Here is an 18472-nt window from a genome sequence, read left to right as displayed (position 1 = left end):
CCTGGCGGGGGAAACGCGTACAGTGATCTATATCTTCGGTCGTCCGGCGAGGCATAGCCGGAGCTGTTCGCGCGCCTGCAGGCCGTCGTGGTAGAACGTGTCGATTACCTGCTTGCCATCCACGGACACTTTGAACGTCATATCGTTCTTGGTCATCCCTTGCAGCAGCGCCTCGGCAGTGGGGATGCCGAACGAGACGGCACCAAGCTTGCCCTGCGCCACGGCGTAATTGAAGACGTTCACGGTTTGCGGATTGCCATCGCCTTGATCCAGCGTGACTTTGATGTGCGCGACTGTCGAGGGCTTGGGGATATCCAGGCCCATCAAGGTGAGCATCGCTCCTTTGTAGGAGCTGCCAGGTCCCGACAGTTGGACGGCACCCTTGAGGTTCTGGAAAAGCGCCACGCACTTTTGTCCCGAGCTGGGCTGCTGGGTGTCGTGGAAGTAGCTCCAATAACCCGTTCGAAGCTTCCTGAATTCAGGGTCCTGCGCCGTTTTGCTCATATCCTCCAACAGATATATCTGGCTTGTGGCGAGGCCGCCCATCGCCTTCGCGAGCCCGGCAGCAGCATCCGCTTGCGGATCCGCGGCGCGGCCCGGTTGTGATTGCTGTTGGGATTGTGCGTCCTGGACGCACATGGGCACGGGTGCGACGCCGGGAGAGCCACCCGCCATGCCGATCTGGCGTTCGCCTGGCCCAGGGCCAGTCGGACACACAAAGCTCCCGCCGAAAGCGGCCGACGATATACCGAACGATATGGCCAAGACGCCCAATATTTTGCGATTCATTCCAGCAATCCGTAGTTGTTGATGGCGTTGCGAGTATAGCGGGCTGACCTGCTTCAGCAGCCCAGCCGTCAAGTCGCGCAGTGCTTGCGCGTCCAGGGCGTTGAGGTCAGGCGGGATGAGTGTCAGACGCTGCTTTGAGCCGCTGAGCCCCGGGCTTCGTGAAGAATCCATTTCGCAAATGCCTGTAGTGGGGCTTCACTTAACTCGATTGGCTCAGGAAGAACAAGGCAGAAGTTTTTGGTAATCGCTTTGCCGTCCGGCCAAGGCGCTACCAGGCGGCCTTGCTCAAGCTCTGCCCCGATGTAAAGACGCGGCACCAATGCAACACCCAAGCCCGCTAGCGCCGCCTCGATCAGCATGGAATGGAGATCGTAACGTGCGCCAACCGCCGAATTCGTCAGCACGATGCCGGCCTCTTGTGCATAAACCTGCCACGCGTCCGGGTTTTGTCGCCTGTGAAGGCGTGGGAGTTCGTTTAGCGACATGTTCGCATCGGCGTCTGCGAGGAGCGCGGGACTACAGACGGGAACAAGCACCTCCTCTAGCAGGCGATGTAGATGCATACCCGCCCATGCTGGATGCTCAAAATGGATTGCTGCGTCAAAACCGCTACCCGCAAGGATGAAGGGTTCCATACGTTCGGCGATATGCACCGTGATGTTCGGATGTTTATTTTGAAAGCGTTTCAGCCGAGGGATAAGCCAACGGGTGGCGAAGGTCGGAATCGCGGCGATATCAATGCTCGCGCCTTCGATGGGCTGCCCCATCAGATATAGGCTGTCCCGTTCCAGTCGATCCAGAATCTCGCGAACCTGCACAGCGTATCGCGTGCCGTTGGGAGCAAGCCGTACCCGATTTCCAACGCGCTCGAACAGCGCGACACCCAAAAATGCTTCCAGTCGACCGATCTGACGACTGACGGCGCCTTCGGTCAGCGCTAGTTCTTCAGCCGCGCGGGCGAAGCTGCCGTGTCGAGCCGCGGCCTCAAAAGCCTGGAGCGCGGAATTGCTTGGGATCTTACGTCGCATTGGGTCTCGCCGATTGATATGCGTTCAATGTCAGCTTGAGTAAATATCACTGAAGGCTGACTTTATATCGTTATATACGCCGAAAATCTCAGATTAGCATTACGTTACCGCAATGAACATGGATCGTTTGCAGCAATCTGCTTACGCGCCACGAAGGATAATCTGATGATCTACACCGTGGAATGCAGCTTCGCCGATCTAAGCAGCGAAGCCGAATGGAACGACTTCTACAGCCTTGAGAAACTGCCCGCCCTTATCTCGGTTACCGGCTTTCACACGTCACAGCGCTTCAAGTCGTTAAGCGATGGTTGCCCGGCCTACCTTGCCGTCCACACGATCGACGGTCTCGATGTCCTGACGGGAGAGGAATATCGCCAGAAAGGCGGCGGCAATTTTGCAAGGTGGCAGCAACACATCGCCGACTGGCACCGAAATCTCTACAGCGATATTGGCCTTGCGCCGGCGGTCAATGCAGACGAACTCCTCGTGCTTTGTGCAAACGGCCCCGAACCGCTGATCCAAATGGGCCTCACACCGTTGGCCATGCGAGCAGTTGCGCTGGAGAAGTTTCCGGAACACCGTTGGCTCGCAAAACTGCCTCGGCAAAACGCACAGCTTGTCGGGAGCATGCCCGAAGGTGTCCACCTCTACTCGCCGATGACGGAACAACTGACACGCTCCTCCACCGTTTCGACCGGACAGGAAAAATAGGTCCGCGATGCCCAATGTGACTATCTACATCCCTACCGGGCACATGCCGTCTGATGAGAGGCTTGCCGATCTTTCCTGCGACTGCGTCAAACTCTGTACTGGTGTCCTTGAAGCGGCACTCGAAAACGTTCATGTCATCTATGTCGACGTTCGGCAAGGGCACGGACATCCCGTCTTCGCGGAAGTCCAATATCGCCTTGAGACATTTCGCACGCCTCCGGTGATGAACCAGTTCATGGAAGCCCTGGACGACGCCATCGAGTGCTGCACGGGTCTCACAGCGCGCATCCGTTGTTTTGGTTATGCCGCGTCGAACATTCACGCCCGAAATTAGGAAGTCTTCCGGAGAAGAATTGTGTCCACCATTACCTTTCCAAGTCAGCGAGCCGGGGATTTCACGATCACCGCAATCAGCGACGGCTACCTCACTGCTAGTCTGGACTTCCTCTCGAATATCGACCCTTCCGAAGCCTCCAGAATACAAAGTGACGCAGGGCAGAAGGAGCCTTCCGCCGTGCATATCAACTGCTATGTAGTACGCGGAGCGGGCCGCACGATTCTCATCGACGGTGGGGCTGGAGGCATCAAGCAATGGGGCGGTCGCCTGAGAACCAATTTATCGCTTGCTGGCGTCGAACTATCCGAGATCGACACAATCCTGCTCACGCACGCCCATCCCGACCATGTCGGAGGGCTAGTTGACGCGGCCGGACAAATTACCTTTCCGAATGCGGAGCTAGTTGCCCATCATCGAGAGGTCGAATTTTGGCAGGATGACGGAAATCTAAGTCGTGCCAGCGAGCGTGCCCGCGGTAACTTCCTGATAGCGCGCCAAGTGTTCGACGGCTACCGCGACAAGCTCCGTACTTTCGATGAGGGGGAAGTGCTTCCCGGTATCAGAGCGATGCCACTACCGGGACACACAGATGGACACTCTGGATATCTGCTCGAATCCCGCGATCAGAGCCTGCTTGTCTGGGGAGATATTGTTCATTTTCCTCACATCCAGATTGAACGGCCAGACGTATCGATTGCATTCGATCAAGACCCTTCCCTGGCAGTCACCACACGATCACGGCTTCTGGACCTGGTCAGTTCGGAGAGACTGTTGATTGCCGGTATGCATTTGGGGGAACTCGGCTTCGCGCGAATAAAGCGAACAGGCGGGAGCTACGGCCTGCTTTACGAGACCGAAGCATGAGGCCGCGAACAGAAGCAACCACATCTGATACCACTCCGGCATTCTGCACTGGAGCAACTACGCACACTCCGTTGCGGTGACAACGGCCTTGGCCGCTTCGTGCTTTATAGGGGACATCCGGTTGCACTAACGGGGCAGCCGCTTCGGCCGAAAAAGGAGCGTTTGTCTCTCTCGATCGGATGATCGGTTACAGGGGCAAGCCGACGCATAAGCGTCCGACCGACAACGCATGTTAAAGGCGGCTCATGGCTGCACTGTGAGGGATGACGATCGGCTCAGGCCGACCCGATTCGGTCCTTCGACCCGGCGCGACCTCAACGGCGGCTTCCACGGTTCAGCGGTCATTCACGCCTTCCCCGTTCTAGTCATTCCGCAATGCCCGCTTTCGTGCATTGATCAATTTGAAGAATGGATTAGGTGTCCAGGTGGATCACATTTACTCGACTTCATAACTAAAGCAGGGCAGTTTTAAATCCACATTTATATATTGGCCCTTGGTCAATGTGCATGAGCGGAATTCATATTCGCCATTATTGTCGCGAATTTGACCCTCAAAATCACCCCACAGATACTGGATTCCATGCGGCGCCGCGCACCCCGCCTTACGACATGGGCACCATCGTGGGCAAATGATGTTTCACGCACCTGGACAGGATAATGAAATCCACTAATACGCCAAGAAATCACGTGTTGGAAAAATTCAGATTTTACGCGGTATTGACGCAAACCAGATTGAAACGCTTACCAACACTCCTGGTCTCGTCCAGTGTTGCTGTAATGCTGGGGGGATGTGGTGGTAGCGGCCCGTCGACCACGCCGACTATCACCATGACTGATGCCGGCGCGGTGCAGGGCGCGACGGCCAAGGGCGTCATTGCTTACAAGGGCATCCCCTTTGCGGCTCCGCCGGTCGGCAACCTACGCTGGCAACCACCTCAACCTGTGGCGGCCTGGAACGGCGTGCTCCAGGCCACGTCATTTGTTCACGACTGCATGCAGCCTGTCGACCCGGCGGTTACGCCGCTGGCCACGACGCCGTCCGAAGATTGCCTGTATCTCAACATCTGGCGTCCCACCAGCAGTTCCGGGTCCTCGTCAAACACCAAGTTACCGGTCATGGTCTGGATCTACGGCGGTGGATACGTCGTGGGCGGCACGTCCATGCCCGAATATGACGGCACGCAATTTGCCAAGCAAGGCGTCATCCTCGTCACTTTAAATTATCGTGTCGGCCGCTTCGGTTTCTTTGGCCATCCCGCGCTCACCGCGGCCGCAGCGCAGTCCGGCCAGGTGTTGGGCAATTACGGCTACATGGATCAAATCGCCGCGTTGAAGTGGGTGCAGCGCAACATCGCCAATTTTGGTGGCGACCCCGGAAACGTCACGCTTTTCGGCGAATCGGCCGGCGGTGAGTCGATCCATAATCTTTTGACATCACCATCGGCCGCAGGATTATTCCAGAAGGCAATTAACGAGTCTGGCAATGGACGCGTAAATCAATATTACGGGCGTTCCCTTACACGTAACTCAAAAACCGTCGGGGCCTCCGCCGAAGAACAGGGTACCGTATTCGCTCAGGAATTCGGTATCAATGGCGCCGACACGAACGCGCTGCAAGCGCTGCGCGCGCTGTCGGCAGATCAAGTCGTCAATGGACTCGACATTACGACGTTGAATACTCCGCAAAACGTCGCTACCTTTTCGGGCGGCGCGATTGTCGATGGCAAATTGGTGCTCGATGAACCCGAAAATCTATACAACAGTGGGCAATTCGCCAAAGTGCCTCTCATGCTCGGAGTAAACAACGCCGACCTCGGCTTTTCCACTCCCGGTATTACGACGAAAGACCAGGCGTACGCGATCTTTGGCGCTCAAAATGTAGCCGCAGCAAGCGCGGCATTTGATCCCACGGGCACGGCCACCGTCGCCGCCGTCGAAAGCCAGATCTCCCGTGTAATTACGATGGACGAGCCCGCGCGTTTTGTTGCACGAAACTTCATCTCCCGAGGCGCCCCCACCTACTTGTATCGCTTTTCGTACGTTGCACAATCAGTGCAAAACACGGTCAGCGGCGCAGTGCATGCTGCCGAGGTACCGTATGTCTTCGACACCCTTGCGTCACAGTACGGCAACGCGGTCACGAGTCAGGACGAGCAGGTCGCCCAACGCATGAATGCGTATTGGGCGGCGTTTGCCAAAACGGGAAATCCATCTGACGCGGGCGTCACCAACTGGCCGGTGTACAGCATCGCGCTCGACAATCAGATCGAGTTTACCGCGGCCGGTACGGTGCAAGTGGATCAACCAAATCCGGTGAAAGCACAAATCGATCTTGTTCAGCCACTTAACGACGCAAACCTGACGGTTAACCGCCAATACCAGTAAGCACGCGAGATTAAGATCCATACCTGTTTAATGGTACTAAGGGAAGAGTGTCAGGACTATTTCGAATGGAGGGAATCGGTATTGGATGACGCTTTGGCTGACCAAATCGGCCAGCGTCATCCAAGGCGGTGCAAATAGTCGACATGCACCTCGCCATAGAATTCGTATCGAGCCTCGATTTTGCAGTTGGCATCTTCGAGCGATTTGAACCAAGGGTAAGCGCGCGATAGACAGTGTGGATTGCGCGAGGTGAAAGGATTTGCGTCAGTCTACCGAAGCAATTAGCCGCCAAAGTAGGAGGGCAGCCAGCACCGGGCGAATAAAAGACGCATCGTGAGTGTTCATGGCCGCCAGCGATGACATCCTCGTCGGTTCCATGGCCGTCGAAGCAGGCAAGAATTTCCGAACCGACAACGTCAGTATTGCTATGGTTGTTCGGCATATAGGCTTTCGCCTGGGTTATACCCGGAAGCACTACCCTAGGCCCTTAAGGGCGTGCTAAAAATAGTCGATATCCCGTAAGCGCGGGTGAAGCTCCGGTCCGGAGATTGGAGAATCCCACGCGGTCTGTCGCACGGAATTCCGAGGTGAAAGTATGGAAAAAAAAGTGCTCGTCGCGGTAGCCGCTGCGCTTGTGTCTTCTGTGGGCGCGCTGCATCCCGAATCCGCCCGTGCCGCTGATGCTGCACCCTCGGCCTTCGAAGACTCCACCGTCGACGCATCTCTCGACCCCGGCGAGAAACGCGTCTCCACTGATGCCGACATTCAGGCGCGCCTGGCAGACCTGCGCTATGCGTATTTCATCGGCTATAACGCGCGCGCCAGGGAAGACTCGAAATCCTATGCGACGTTGGGCGACGAGGTGAAGCACCGGCAAAAGCAGCCTGCTGCGCCGGCCATACCCGCATCGCCGAAGCCGGTTGCCGAGCGTGTTGCACCCCCAAGGCGGGTCGTAGCGCAAGCCGCGCCGCCGAGGCAGGTATCCGCGTCGGTCACATTGCCGAAGCGGAATGCTGCTGCGCGAGCCACGCCGGTGAGGCAGGTCGTCGTGCAGGCCAGTCCTGCGCCGCTGAAGCATGCCCCCGTGCAAGTCGCGTCTGCGCCGCCGAAGCGGGTCACTGCACCGGTCGCGGTCGCGTCGATGAAACAGGCTTCACTGCGGGTTACGCCGCCTAAGCGGGCTGAAATGCAGCCCGTGCCGCTGAAGCAGGTTTCTACTCGGACCACGTCGCCGAAGCTGTTTGGTCCCGAGTCCCAGCCTCCCATACTGATTCCGACGCAAGCCGTGACGGCATTGCCGCATGATGACGACGCGCAGGTGACGCAGAGGCGCGATGTGCAGAACGCTCAGCGGGCGGTACCGCAGTATCGGCAGGCCGCCGATGAGGAGCCGCAATACGCGGCGGAGCAGGGAACTCAAGCGGCTTACAACCGGCAAGCCCGGCAATATCAGAATCAGCAGCCGCAGCAATACGCAGCGGCGCCGGCCTATAACCAGACGTCAGCAGAGTCTCAGGCGGCAGGTGGGTACGCGAGGCGGGACTACGCGCCGCCGGCTCGAACTGTTCAGGCTAACCAATACGCGCCAGCTCCGTATCCGCCCGCGCGATACCAAACGGCTGACGCGCAGTCCGCCTATGTGCCTCGGCCGCCCACTCAAGCGGCGCAGCAGGTCATCATAGTGGGCCGCCCGCCTGCCTATCCGGCATACAACGAGATGTACACGCCGCCGGAGCAGCGTCGGCCGTACCCTGCCGGTTACGGCAATCCGGCGCAGCCTGCGGGATATCAGGGATGGGAGTAGGCGCACTCACTCACATGAGCCGCTGCGTGCGCTGACTCACGTATGCAACGGGCCGTGACAGGCGTCCCGTTTCCATGATGGCGGCAACATGCGCATGCCGCACACGGGCGATGGCACTGCCGTGACTCCGCTCGCCCATCAGGGCGATTCCTGCGAAGGTCCATAATCGTACCGATTGTCGCCACTGGAGCATTCCCCACCGGCGTGACTCGACGGCTGGTTCATGCCGAAACTTGCTGGATAGGTAAGGCGGGGCGTCTCGACCGATACCGTTACAGGCGGCTTTCGTTAGAATGTGTTTGCGATCCTTATATTCGTCTAATAACCGGAGACAAACGTGCCAGGCTTACTTCCCGATGTCGACCGCGAGGGACTGCTCGAGTATTCAGTCGTGTACACCGACCGATCAATCAATCATATGTCGCAGCTCTTTCAAGGAGTCATGCGCGATATTTCCGCTTCGCTGAAGAAAGTCTACAGCGCGAAGTCGGCCGTTGTGGTGCCGGGCAGCGGGACGTTCGGCATGGAAGCCGTTGCCCGGCAGTTCGCCACCAACAAGAAGTGTCTTGTCATCCGCAACGGCTGGTTCAGTTTCCGCTGGTCGCAGATTTTCGACATGGGCAGCATTCCGTCTGAATCGATCGTGCTGAAAGCGCGCCCGGTCGAACAGGGGAGACAGGCTGCCTATGCACCGCCACCGATCGAAGAGGTGGTCGCTGCGATCAGGGAAAACAAACCGGATCTGGTCTTTGCGCCGCATGTCGAAACCGCATCCGGGATCATGCTGCCGGACGCTTATTTGCGCGCGGTGGCCGACGCTGTGCATGACGTCGACGGCATGTTTGTACTGGATTGCATTGCCTCCGGCACGGTCTGGGTCGACATGAAGGCGAGCGGCGTTGACGTCCTGATCAGCGCGCCGCAAAAGGGATGGAGCGCGTCACCGTGCTGCGGGCTGGTCATGCTTAGCCCGCTTGCCCGCGAAAGAATCGACGGAACGACCAGCACCAGTTTCGCTTGTGATCTTCGCAAGTGGCTGCAGATCATGGAAGCCTACGAGAATGGTGGGTTCGCGTACCACGCCACGATGCCCACGGACGGTCTCGCTACGTTGCGTGACGTCATGAAGGAGACCGAGGCATACGGCTTCGATAAAGTGAGAGTAGAGCAGCTTGAACTCGGCAAGCGCGTTCGCTCACTCCTCGCGGACAAGGGATTCAAAAGCGTGGCGGCCGAAGGTTTTGAGGCTCCGGGCGTCGTCGTCAGTTACACGGACGATGACGGAATACGATCCGGTAAGAAGTTCGCTGATGCAGGGTTGCAGGTCGCGGCTGGCGTCCCGCTTCAATGTGACGAGCCTGCGGATTTCAAGACCTTCCGTATTGGGTTATTCGGCTTGGACAAACTGCATGACGTTGAAGGGGCGGTGGGCAGGCTTGCGAAGGCGCTGGACAGTATTCGTTAGGGCGGTTTTTCTTTTTGCGGAGGGAGGTTGATCTGTACAGGAAGCGCGTTCCCGCCAGCTTCGTAGAAATTGGAACCGTCACATCGCCTTCAGATCAGGCAGCAGTCTTTCGCACTCTTTCCTGACAACGCGATAGCACTCGCACGCGCGCTTTTCGACCAGATGCGGGGCGACGCGTGCCCACTCCGACTCGTCCAGCACCGCAAGAAGGTGATTACCGGTTCGATTGTCTTCCTTCAACATTTGCCGCATTCCTCGCAGACTGTCTGGAAACCGCACCGTGTTGCCGATCTGTTTCTGTGCGTGACACAACGATGAGGATATTGGAAGCACGGCGCATAGTACGGCGAGCATGGGAGCGCGAGTCTGTTTTCACATCAAACGCGTCCTCGCCGGGTCCGTTTGCGACGCTGGACGATAAAAGCTGAATGCCCCTGCGCCTGAAGTTCGATCAGCCGCCGCGTAATAGGCGCTACACTGGCGATCCAGCAGTCGTCTCCAGCGTGGCGCCATGAATGATTCCAATAACACTTCTGCTGCGCCAGGGCTGGTCGTCGCTCCCCGCATAGTCGCAATCGGTGCGTCGGCCGGTGGCCTTCATGCGCTGAGCCTGTTTTTCAGGGCGGCTTCCGAAATTCCGGCCGACGTTGCCTTCGTGGTCGTTGTCCACCTGGCTCCAGGCGCCGAGAGTCATCTCCCGGGGTTGCTGGCGAAAGACACGGCTTTGCCTGTGTCGGCGATTGAGGACGGCGCAATACCGCGTGCGGGGCACGTCTATGTCATCCCGCCGAAGGTGTCGGTTGTTATCGAGCAAGACGCGTTCAGGCTGCGTGCAGCCGTTGATCGTCCAGCAATCCCCATGCCGATCGACGCGTTCTTCACTTCGCTGGCCGCTGACCAGCACGATCGCGCTATCGGGATCGTGCTCACCGGCGCGAACGCAGACGGTTCAGCGGGCCTGAGAGCGATCAAGGCCGAGGGCGGCATGGTCATGGCGCAAACGCCTGACACGGCGGAGCACAGCGCAATGCCTGGCCATGCAATCGCAACGGGGTTGGTCGATTATGTGCTGCCGGTTGAAAACATGCCTGCTGCGCTGTTCGATTACATCACACGATCCACGGCAGGGACGTCACAGGCCGCCTTGGATGCCGCGCGGCCGGTCGATCTTGAACCGGTGCTCAGGGCGCTTGCGGCTGCCGGATCAGATTTCAGGGGCTACAAACGGGGAACGCTTCAGCGTCGCATTGCCCGCCGCATGGCGGTCAACCGGATTGATAGCCTTGATGCCTATTGCGGCGTCCTGTCGGCCTCGCCCGAGGAGGCTCAGGCACTCAGTCTCGATATGATGATCGGTGTGACGGAGTTCTTCCGCGATCCTGATGCTTGGACCGCACTGTCCGAACGCGTGCTGAGCGTTCTGCTGGAGGAGCCGCAGAGCGAGCAGCCGATTCGTGTATGGGTGCCGGGATGCGCAACGGGCGAAGAAGCCTATTCGATGGCCATGCTGCTGACCGAGGAGATCGAGAAGCGCCGGGTGACGCGGCCGTTCATGATCCTTGCCTCCGACGTGAACCGCGTTGCGCTGGGACGCGCACGCCAGGGCATCTATTCGGCCAGCGTCGCGTCACCAGTGGGTGAAGCGCGGCTCGAGCGTTTCTTTCAGACGCACAGCGATGGATTCCAGATCCGGCAGGAACTTCGCGAAACGGTTCTGTTCACCCCGCAGAACCTTATTGCTGATCCACCGTTTTCCCGCGTCGATCTGATCAGTTGCCGGAACCTGCTGATCTACCTCGAGCCCGAAGCCCAGCAGCGGGTATTTGAGTTATTCCACTTCGCGCTCAATCCGAAGCGCTACCTGTTTCTGGGACGATCGGAAAGTACCGATCCCGATTCCACCCAGTTCCAGGAGGTGTCAAGAGCCTGGCGTATTTACCAGCGCAGTCCGGTCATCGCACCGGCTGTCACTGGCTACCGGTTTTCCGCAAGTACGGCGCGCCGCGAGGAATTCCCGCCCGCAAGCCGCGTTGGTGTCCGCAGCAAAGGTTACGCGGAACTGGTCAACGCCACGCTGCTGGAAGAGCACCATGCCGCCTCCGTGCTGATCAATTCTGCTCACCAGGTGCTCTACGTGAGCGGCTCGACGGACGAATACCTGACGCAGCCGGCAGGTGAGCCAACCGGCAATATTCTCGACATGGCGCGCGACGGCCTGCGCCTCAAGCTGCGGATTGTATTGCGCCGGGCGGTCCAGGACCAGGCAGCCTCGCCGGTCAGTGAAATCGTCGCTGACGGTGGTGCGCCCGCGGTGAAAATCACGGTGACGCGACCGTTCGACACGATGCATGCCGGCAAGGCATTGCTTGTCATCTTCGCGAGGTTGCCGACGGCCGACCGGCCTGCGTCGACGGCGCCCTCCGGCGCGGATTCCGACCTCTGGCATCTCGAGAGCGAGCTTCGCACAACGCAGGTGGAGCTTGGCAGCACAATCGAGGAACTGGAGGAGAGCAATAGCGAATTGCGGGTATCGAACGAAGAAATCCTTTCGATGAATGAGGAACTGCGCTCCGCGAACGAAGAGCTCGAAACGTCGAAAGAGGAGCTACAGGCGGTCAACGAGCAATTGAATGTCGTCAATTCCCAGCTCGAGCAGAAGGTCCATCAGTTGGAGGTTCTCAGTGAGGACGTCACGAATCTGCTTGCCAGCACGGAAATATCAACACTGCTTCTCGACAGGCAGGGTCTGATCAAACGGTTTACGCCCAGCGCGGCGAGGATCCTGGGACTTGCGCCGCCGGACATCGGGCGCAGGATCGTAGAGGTTCTCGGCAACCCGCTCGGCAACGCGTTGCCGGAGGAGGTCGACAGGATACTTCTGGGCCTCAACGAGAAGGTGGAAAAGGAAATCGAAACCGCGACCGCGGAATGGTATGTCCGCCGCATTACGCCCTACATTGCGGTTCGCGGAATGCCGCCTGCTGGCGTCGTGGTCACATGGACCGATATCACCCAGGTCAAGCTGTCCGACGAACGTGCCCGGCGCCTTGCCGCCGTGGTTCAGGATTCGAACGACGCCGTGACGGTATTCGACCTCAAAGGCCGTTTTCTCGCCTGGAACCGCGCGGCTAGCGCGATGTACGGCTATAGCGAGACTGAAGCGTTGCGTATGACCGTCTCCGACCTGGTCCCACGCGGTGCCAGGCAGGATCATCTCGACTTCATCCACCACGCTGAGCACAATGAGGCGCTGCATTCCTACGAGACACAGCGGGTCACGAAGGACGGACGCGTGGTTGATATCTGGCTCACGCTGTCGGTTCTGTCGGACGACGCGGGCAACGCTATTGCGGTGTCATCAACTGAGCGCGATCTCGTCAACCGCAGCGTGAGCAATGCTCACCTTCGCGAGCGTGCCGAACAGCTGGCGGTCGCCGACCGGCGAAAAAACGAATTTCTGGCCATGCTCGGCCATGAGTTGCGCAATCCACTTGCAGCGCTGGTTTCCGCCGGAAATCTGCTCGTGTCGGAAACGGTCCCAGTCACGCAGAAGGACTGGGCCGCTGGCGTCATTCAAAGGCAGGGGCGCGCAATGATGCACCTCGTGAACGACATGCTCGATATCACCCGGATAACGAGTGGCAGCATCGAGTTGAACCGACAGACGGTTCTCCTTAAAACAATCGTTCAGAGCGCCATCGAAGTCTGCCAGCCGATCGTCGATGAGCGTCGCCATTCATTGTCCGTTTCCCTGCCGGAAGAACCCATCTGGCTAAACGCTGACCCGACCCGCCTGTCGCAGGTCATCGAGAACATCGTAATCAATGCGGCGAAATACACCGCGCCGGGCGGCTCCATACAGTTGCGGGCGACCACAGCGGCGCATCGGCTTTCGCTCAGCATCAAAGACAACGGGAGAGGTATCCCGTCCTCGATGCTCGGGAGTCTTTTCGACATGTTTGTCCAGGGGCCCGCGTCCAATAGCCAGCGCAACAACGGCCTGGGTGTTGGCCTGTCCGTGGCGCGGCGACTGGTCGAGTTGCATGGCGGTTCGGTTCGGGCCATTAGCGACGGCAAGACGGGCAGTGAGTTTGTCGTCGATCTGCCTCTCGATCCGGGACCCGTCCCCGGAGATCGGATCAGTTTGCAGCCGGCACCTGTCACCGCCCGCCCGCAGCGGATTCTGATTGTTGATGACAACGCCGATGCGAGTGAGGCGTTGGGCATGCTTCTCGCCAATGAGGGGCATCAGGTCGAGACGCGCATAGACGGTGTTTCGGGACTCAGCGCTGCGGCGGCCTTCAACCCTGACTTCGTACTTCTCGACATCGGACTCTCAGGCATGGACGGATACGAAGTAGCGAGAAGGCTACGCGAATCCGGGGCAAATCGAAATGTGATCCTGGTGGCCGTCACGGGATACGGACTGCCGGCGGATCGCATCAAATCAGTCGAGGCGGGGTTCGACCATCATCTGACCAAGCCGGTCGACTATGAAGCCTTGATCCGCTTATTTGGCGCAGGGACGCAGGGGACGCCACGCACGTAGAGGTTCCCTCGGCCACCACGCGGTCCGCCACCGTACCGACTTTCTCCGGGTGACACGGCAGAGTGGGTTCAAGCGACGACAGTCGCGCGTCAGTTCAACCGCCCGAACAGACATGAACCACTGCGTACGGGCCGATCCAATGCAACCGGAGTTACCTACAATGAAAGCATTCGTTTATCTTGGTGCTGGCAAGAAGGCTGTTGAAGAACGGCCCAAACCCGAGATCGAGGCGTCCACCGACGCCATCGTCAAGATCAGCAAGACGACAATTTGCGGCACGGACCTGCACATTCTCAAGGGCGACGTCGCGACCTGTCAGCCCGGCCGCGTGCTCGGCCATGAAGGTACAGGCGTAATCGAGCGGGTCGGCGCAGGCGTCACGGCGTTCAAGCCAGGCGAACGCGTCCTGATTTCTTGCATCAGCGCATGCGGTAAGTGCATGTACTGCCGCAAACTCATGTATTCCCATTGTGTCAGCGGCGGCTGGATTCTTGGCAACAGGATCGACGGCACGCAGGCCGAGTTCGTGCGGATTCCGCACGCGGATACCAGTCTTTACCGGATTCCCGACGGCGCCGACGAAGAAGCGCTGGTGATGCTGAGCGATATCCTGCCGACGGGCTTCGAGTGCGGTGTACTCAATGGGAGGGTGCAGCCCGGCAGCATCGTGGCTATTGTCGGCAGCGGGCCGATCGGGCTTGCGGCATTGCTCACCGCCCGTTTCTATTCTCCCGCCGAAATCATCATGATCGATCTGGACGATAACCGGCTAGAGACCGCAAAGCGCTTCGGTGCGACCGCGGTGATCAACAACGCGGATGGCAATGCGGTGAAGGCGATCATGAAACTCACGGCCGACCGCGGCGTCGATACCGCAATAGAGGCGGTCGGCATTCCGGCTACCTTTGAATTGTGCGAGGCTATCATCGCGCCGGGCGGGACGATTGCGAATGTCGGAGTGCATGGCGTGAAGGTGGATCTTCATCTGGAGCATCTGTGGGACCGAAACATCACCATCACCACGCGGCTGGTCGATACCGTCAGTACACCGATGCTGATGGATACGTTGCGCGCCCGCAAGCTCGACGCCAGCCTTCTGATTACGCACCGCTTCAGGCTCGATCAGATTCTCGACGCTTACGAGACCTTCGAGCGTGCTGCGGACACGCGCGCGCTGAAGGTGATCATCTCGGCATAGCCGGTCGCCCCTTGGGAAGCGGCACTTGGCGCGCGTATTTGCGCCACTGCGCTATTTCAGGTTGTTGAGTTCGGCACGTGCAAGCGTCTCGGCCGATTCCCATGCAGCATCTTCACGTTCGAAGAAAGTGTCGAGTTTGATGATGGGTTCGTTGCTCTTCGCTGCGCCCTTCGGAACGACACACACGCTCGCCACCCAGCCATCGGCAATATGGTCTCTGACTGTCATGTAAGCGTCATGTGTTGTGCTTGAGATGATTCTTTCCGCCATGGTGTCGCCCGTTTGAGTAAACGACAGCCACATTGGCCGTCGTCGCTGCTGGTAAATCTCGCGGGTCATCGATAACAGTCGGCGCTGCTATATTCCGAACTTATGTTCCGCAATGTATTTGTCGCCGTACGCAAGTGCTGCCGCATAGCCGTCCTTGCTCGTCGCAAAAACGCCGACGTCGTAGTGCTTGTCGGCCGAAGGAAGGCAGCCTTCAACAGCATGCCGAAGATGAAAATCGAATGTCCCGTCCTGTAGTTCCTGACATTCGGGGGTGAATGTATGGATACGGGCTTGATACAATTTCTGAATGTTCTGCCTCATGACCTGCTCCCGCCTTAAACGCCTTTGAAGGTTCTCGTTTTCGGTTGATCTGGCACGGTCCGGATTTGATGAGGACCGTGGTCCGTGCGGCGGTTCATTCCGATGCGACTGGCTCGTCGGCGCCTGCGTTCGACCAATATCCATGCTTGTCGTAAAACTGGTGCAGAACGACCTCGTAACGCCGGTCGATCGGCATCGAGTCGTCATAAGCTGGGCTATTCTTGATGACGTCACGCGTCAATTTCGTCGATACGGTTGAATCGAACCAGTCGACTTCGTCTATCCAGTGAATCGCGATGAGCACGGCCTTGCCACCGGGCCACCAGTTGTGCGTCTCTACGACCAGGTAACGAATCGCCCAGTCGGTGTCGTCGTAAATGAAGTCCGATACGTGACCGATGCTGCCGTCGGCCGTCTTAAGGTGGTATCCCTTGACCTCGTCGGTGCTACGCAGATGGACGTCGGGTTGCGGTTTGCTCGTATCAAGGGTTGGCCCTGGTGGCTCATCGGGCAGGGCGTCAGGCGCTACACCTGTTGGGTCATAGGCCGGGTAGGCGCCCATCCCCCACAGGTTTGGGCCGCCCCAATAGGTCGGATAGCTGTAGTAGCGCAGATACTCGATCTCGTGCTGCCGCGATACCGGCTTGTGGGCGTCCAGCATTGGGCTGTCCCTCACTTGCTGCTGGGAGAGGCCGACATGCACGACGCTCGATCCGGGATCGGTGTGTTTCACCGAATACGGCGAAACCAGCACTTGCCGGTCATTGAGCCAATTGCCTGTTTCGACCACCAGGTAGCGCACACCCCATGACTCGTCGTCGAAATAGGCCTGGCTAACTGAGCCGATGTCGCCGTCCACTGCGCTAACGGTGCTTCCGTGCAAGTCTCGTATGCTTCGTAACATGGTTTCTCTATCCTGTGTTTCGACGAGGGCGCACATCACGCGCGTCCCTCGGCCTCAATTTCAAAGCGACGTGAGCCGCGTGACTTTTGTGCCTTCCAGCGACGCGCCCGCCATCAGGCCAGTGTTGGTCAACACGAAAGCGTCGACCTGCCCGGTCGCGGTGCTAGTGTCGAGATTGCCGTTCGCACCGACTTTCAGCAGGGCCACGGAGGCGTCGCCGCCAGCCGACCATCCGTCCCTGCTACGGAAGCGGTTGAGCGACTCGTCGGTCATGAACAGGAAGACGATTGCGCGCGATTGCGCGCCGATCTGCCAGCCGATCGAACCGGTCGCCGTGCTGTAGTAGCCGACCGTGTGTCCGCCGACGCGCAAGGAGCCTTCGCCATACTGACCGCCGACCACGAAGCCGGCATCGATCACCGACGGGAACGTCAGTACACCGTGCGCCTTGCCGACCAGTTCGCGTGATCCGCTTGCCATACCGTACAGGCGAGTCAGAGTCGAGTCGACGCCTGCATCGATGGTGCGGCGCTTGTCCATCTGCTGACTGCGGCTCGCATCGGAAGAAGAGGTGGTAGTGCAACCTGAGAGCGCTGCGCCGAGCACCAGAAGCGATCCGGATGTGCTCCAGATAAAGGTTCGTCTAAGCATGATTTTCTCCGCGCTGGTCAACGATAGAAGTCACGCTACGCGCACGCGCGGCAGAAAGCGGTACGACAACGTACAGAGATCTGTCTATGTTCAAACGCACAATCCGCGCAGACTCGTTAAGGCGTGGCCGGTGGCGCGTCGCGACGTACCACCAGACGCACGCGAACTATAATTTAAACAGGGTTTACTCTGGTTCGACGTCCTCGCCCCATTCGTCTGGCGCATTCATGCAACTACTGCTGATGCCTGATACTGTTAAGAACAATTCTGCGAAAACGGCGCAGTTTCTGGACGGGATTTCGGGGAGCGATAAATGGAAAACGAGCAACATTCCAAAGAAAATCACCTGCTTTCGGTTCTGCCGGAAGCAGAGCGGGCGCGCGTGGAGCCGCATCTCGTACCGGTCGAAATGCCCCTGGGGCAGGTCGTGTACGAGTCTGGCGATCGCCTTGATCATGTCTATTTTCCGACAACGTCCATCGTTTCGCTGCTCTATGTGATGGAGGACGGCGCGTCCGCCGAGATCGCAATTGTGGGCAACGAAGGGATCATCGGTATTGCGCTCTTCATGGGCGGTGAAACAACGCCAAACCGGGCAGTCGTGCAAAGCGCAGGACGGGCGTATCGACTGGATGCGCGCATCCTGAAAGAGGAATTCCATCGCGCTGGCCCGGTGCAGCGGTTATTGCTGCGTTATACCCAGGCATTGATTACACAGATGGCCCAGACCGCCGTCTGCAACCGGCATCATTCGATCGACCAGCAATTGTGCCGCTGGCTGCTGCTCAGCATGGACCGCCTGCCGTCAAACGAGCTGAAGATGACACAGGAACTGATCGCCAACATGCTTGGCGTGCGCAGATCCGGCGTGACGGAAGCGGCGCTGAAACTCCAGGACGCGGGGCTGATCCGCTACGGTCACGGCCACATCGAGGTACTGGATCGACCGGGACTCGAAAAGCGTGTGTGCGAGTGCTATGGCGTAGTGAAACGGGAGTTCGACCGGTTGTTGCCTGATCTGAGGGCGATATAAACGCGCACTATTCCGTCGGGCGAGGCGCGGCCCGGCCCCATTTTTAGCAAATTTTTCGTTCTTTCGATGGCGACGGATTAACTCCAAAATTGGCTTCTTTTTAACGGATTGGACTCCCCATCGTCGGCGCACACTGACATCGTGCCAATCGCGCAGGGAGCCT

The 18472-nt window shown here is 58.7% G+C and carries 16 protein-coding genes; 9 read left to right on the top strand and 7 right to left on the bottom strand.

Annotated features, from left to right (window positions below; translation table 11 throughout):
- Window positions 1-27 precede the first annotated feature (27 nt).
- Both BM438_RS42265 and BM438_RS42260 read right to left on the bottom strand, forming a co-directional pair.
- Entirely contained in the window at window positions 28-960 is a 933-nt protein-coding gene (locus BM438_RS42265; RefSeq protein ID WP_093647107.1) for a hypothetical protein, read from the bottom strand.
- Window positions 912-1817 carry a LysR substrate-binding domain-containing protein gene (locus BM438_RS42260; RefSeq protein WP_093647105.1) on the bottom strand — a complete coding sequence of 302 codons (906 nt, stop codon included), beginning with the start codon at window positions 1815-1817 and terminating at the stop codon, window positions 912-914. The genes BM438_RS42265 and BM438_RS42260 overlap by 49 nt, the downstream gene beginning before the upstream one ends.
- 165 nt (window positions 1818-1982) lie before the next feature.
- Between BM438_RS42260 and BM438_RS42255 the strand changes: the two genes are divergently transcribed.
- The 6 genes from BM438_RS42255 to BM438_RS42230 all read left to right on the top strand — a co-directional run bounded on the left by BM438_RS42255 (window position 1983) and on the right by BM438_RS42230 (window position 9383).
- Window positions 1983-2528, top strand: coding sequence for a sugar ABC transporter (locus BM438_RS42255; RefSeq protein WP_093647103.1), 546 nt, complete (start codon window positions 1983-1985; stop codon window positions 2526-2528).
- A gap of 7 nt (window positions 2529-2535) precedes the next feature.
- Window positions 2536-2862, top strand: a complete 327-nt coding sequence (locus BM438_RS42250; protein WP_093647101.1) for a hypothetical protein — start codon at window positions 2536-2538, stop codon at window positions 2860-2862.
- Between the two features lie 21 nt (window positions 2863-2883).
- Window positions 2884-3729, top strand: a complete 846-nt coding sequence (locus BM438_RS42245; protein WP_093647098.1) for an MBL fold metallo-hydrolase — start codon at window positions 2884-2886, stop codon at window positions 3727-3729.
- Window positions 3730-4386: 657 nt separating this feature from the next.
- Window positions 4387-6114 (top strand): carboxylesterase/lipase family protein, encoded by a 1728-nt coding sequence (locus tag BM438_RS42240; protein WP_093647095.1) that lies wholly within the window; start codon window positions 4387-4389, stop codon window positions 6112-6114.
- A gap of 595 nt (window positions 6115-6709) precedes the next feature.
- Window positions 6710-7918, top strand: coding sequence for a hypothetical protein (locus BM438_RS42235; RefSeq protein ID WP_093647093.1), 1209 nt, complete (start codon window positions 6710-6712; stop codon window positions 7916-7918).
- 337 nt (window positions 7919-8255) lie between these two features.
- Complete coding sequence (locus BM438_RS42230) at window positions 8256-9383, top strand: pyridoxal-phosphate-dependent aminotransferase family protein (RefSeq protein ID WP_093647091.1); 1128 nt, start codon at window positions 8256-8258, stop codon at window positions 9381-9383.
- A 78-nt stretch (window positions 9384-9461) separates the two neighbouring features.
- Here BM438_RS42230 and BM438_RS46565 read toward each other — a convergent pair whose 3' ends face one another.
- Complete coding sequence (locus BM438_RS46565; protein ID WP_167378543.1) at window positions 9462-9626, bottom strand: hypothetical protein; 165 nt, start codon at window positions 9624-9626, stop codon at window positions 9462-9464.
- A gap of 268 nt (window positions 9627-9894) precedes the next feature.
- Here BM438_RS46565 and BM438_RS42225 point away from each other — a divergent pair, with 268 nt between their 5' ends.
- Together BM438_RS42225 and BM438_RS42220 are read left to right on the top strand one after the other, a co-directional pair.
- The gene (locus BM438_RS42225; protein WP_093647088.1) at window positions 9895-13932 is read left to right on the top strand and encodes a CheR family methyltransferase; all 4038 of its coding nucleotides are present in this window, start codon (window positions 9895-9897) and stop codon (window positions 13930-13932) included.
- A 160-nt stretch (window positions 13933-14092) separates the two neighbouring features.
- On the top strand, window positions 14093-15130 hold the full coding sequence (locus BM438_RS42220; protein WP_093647086.1) for a zinc-dependent alcohol dehydrogenase family protein: 1038 nt from the start codon (window positions 14093-14095) through the stop codon (window positions 15128-15130).
- 51 nt (window positions 15131-15181) lie between these two features.
- Here BM438_RS42220 and BM438_RS42215 read toward each other — a convergent pair whose 3' ends face one another.
- The 4 genes from BM438_RS42215 to BM438_RS42200 all read right to left on the bottom strand — a co-directional run bounded on the left by BM438_RS42215 (window position 15182) and on the right by BM438_RS42200 (window position 17276).
- Entirely contained in the window at window positions 15182-15469 is a 288-nt protein-coding gene (locus tag BM438_RS42215) for a hypothetical protein (RefSeq protein ID WP_143131861.1), read from the bottom strand.
- Window positions 15470-15487: 18 nt separating this feature from the next.
- Window positions 15488-15721, bottom strand: coding sequence for a hypothetical protein (locus BM438_RS42210; protein WP_093647081.1), 234 nt, complete (start codon window positions 15719-15721; stop codon window positions 15488-15490).
- Between the two features lie 94 nt (window positions 15722-15815).
- A complete protein-coding gene (locus BM438_RS42205; RefSeq protein ID WP_093647079.1) occupies window positions 15816-16625 on the bottom strand; it encodes a PRC-barrel domain-containing protein in 810 nt (269 codons plus the stop codon).
- Between the two features lie 60 nt (window positions 16626-16685).
- Window positions 16686-17276, bottom strand: a complete 591-nt coding sequence (locus tag BM438_RS42200; RefSeq protein WP_054042588.1) for a BPSL1445 family SYLF domain-containing lipoprotein — start codon at window positions 17274-17276, stop codon at window positions 16686-16688.
- Between the two features lie 313 nt (window positions 17277-17589).
- Here BM438_RS42200 and BM438_RS42195 point away from each other — a divergent pair, with 313 nt between their 5' ends.
- The gene (locus tag BM438_RS42195) at window positions 17590-18309 is read left to right on the top strand and encodes a Crp/Fnr family transcriptional regulator (RefSeq protein ID WP_093647077.1); all 720 of its coding nucleotides are present in this window, start codon (window positions 17590-17592) and stop codon (window positions 18307-18309) included.
- The last annotated feature ends 163 nt before the right edge of the window (window positions 18310-18472 follow it).

Source organism: Paraburkholderia aspalathi (assembly GCF_900116445.1).
Lineage (GTDB): Bacteria > Pseudomonadota > Gammaproteobacteria > Burkholderiales > Burkholderiaceae > Paraburkholderia > Paraburkholderia aspalathi.
The sequence above is the reverse complement of the archived record's forward strand: the minus strand, read 5'-3'. Positions and strand labels throughout refer to the sequence as shown.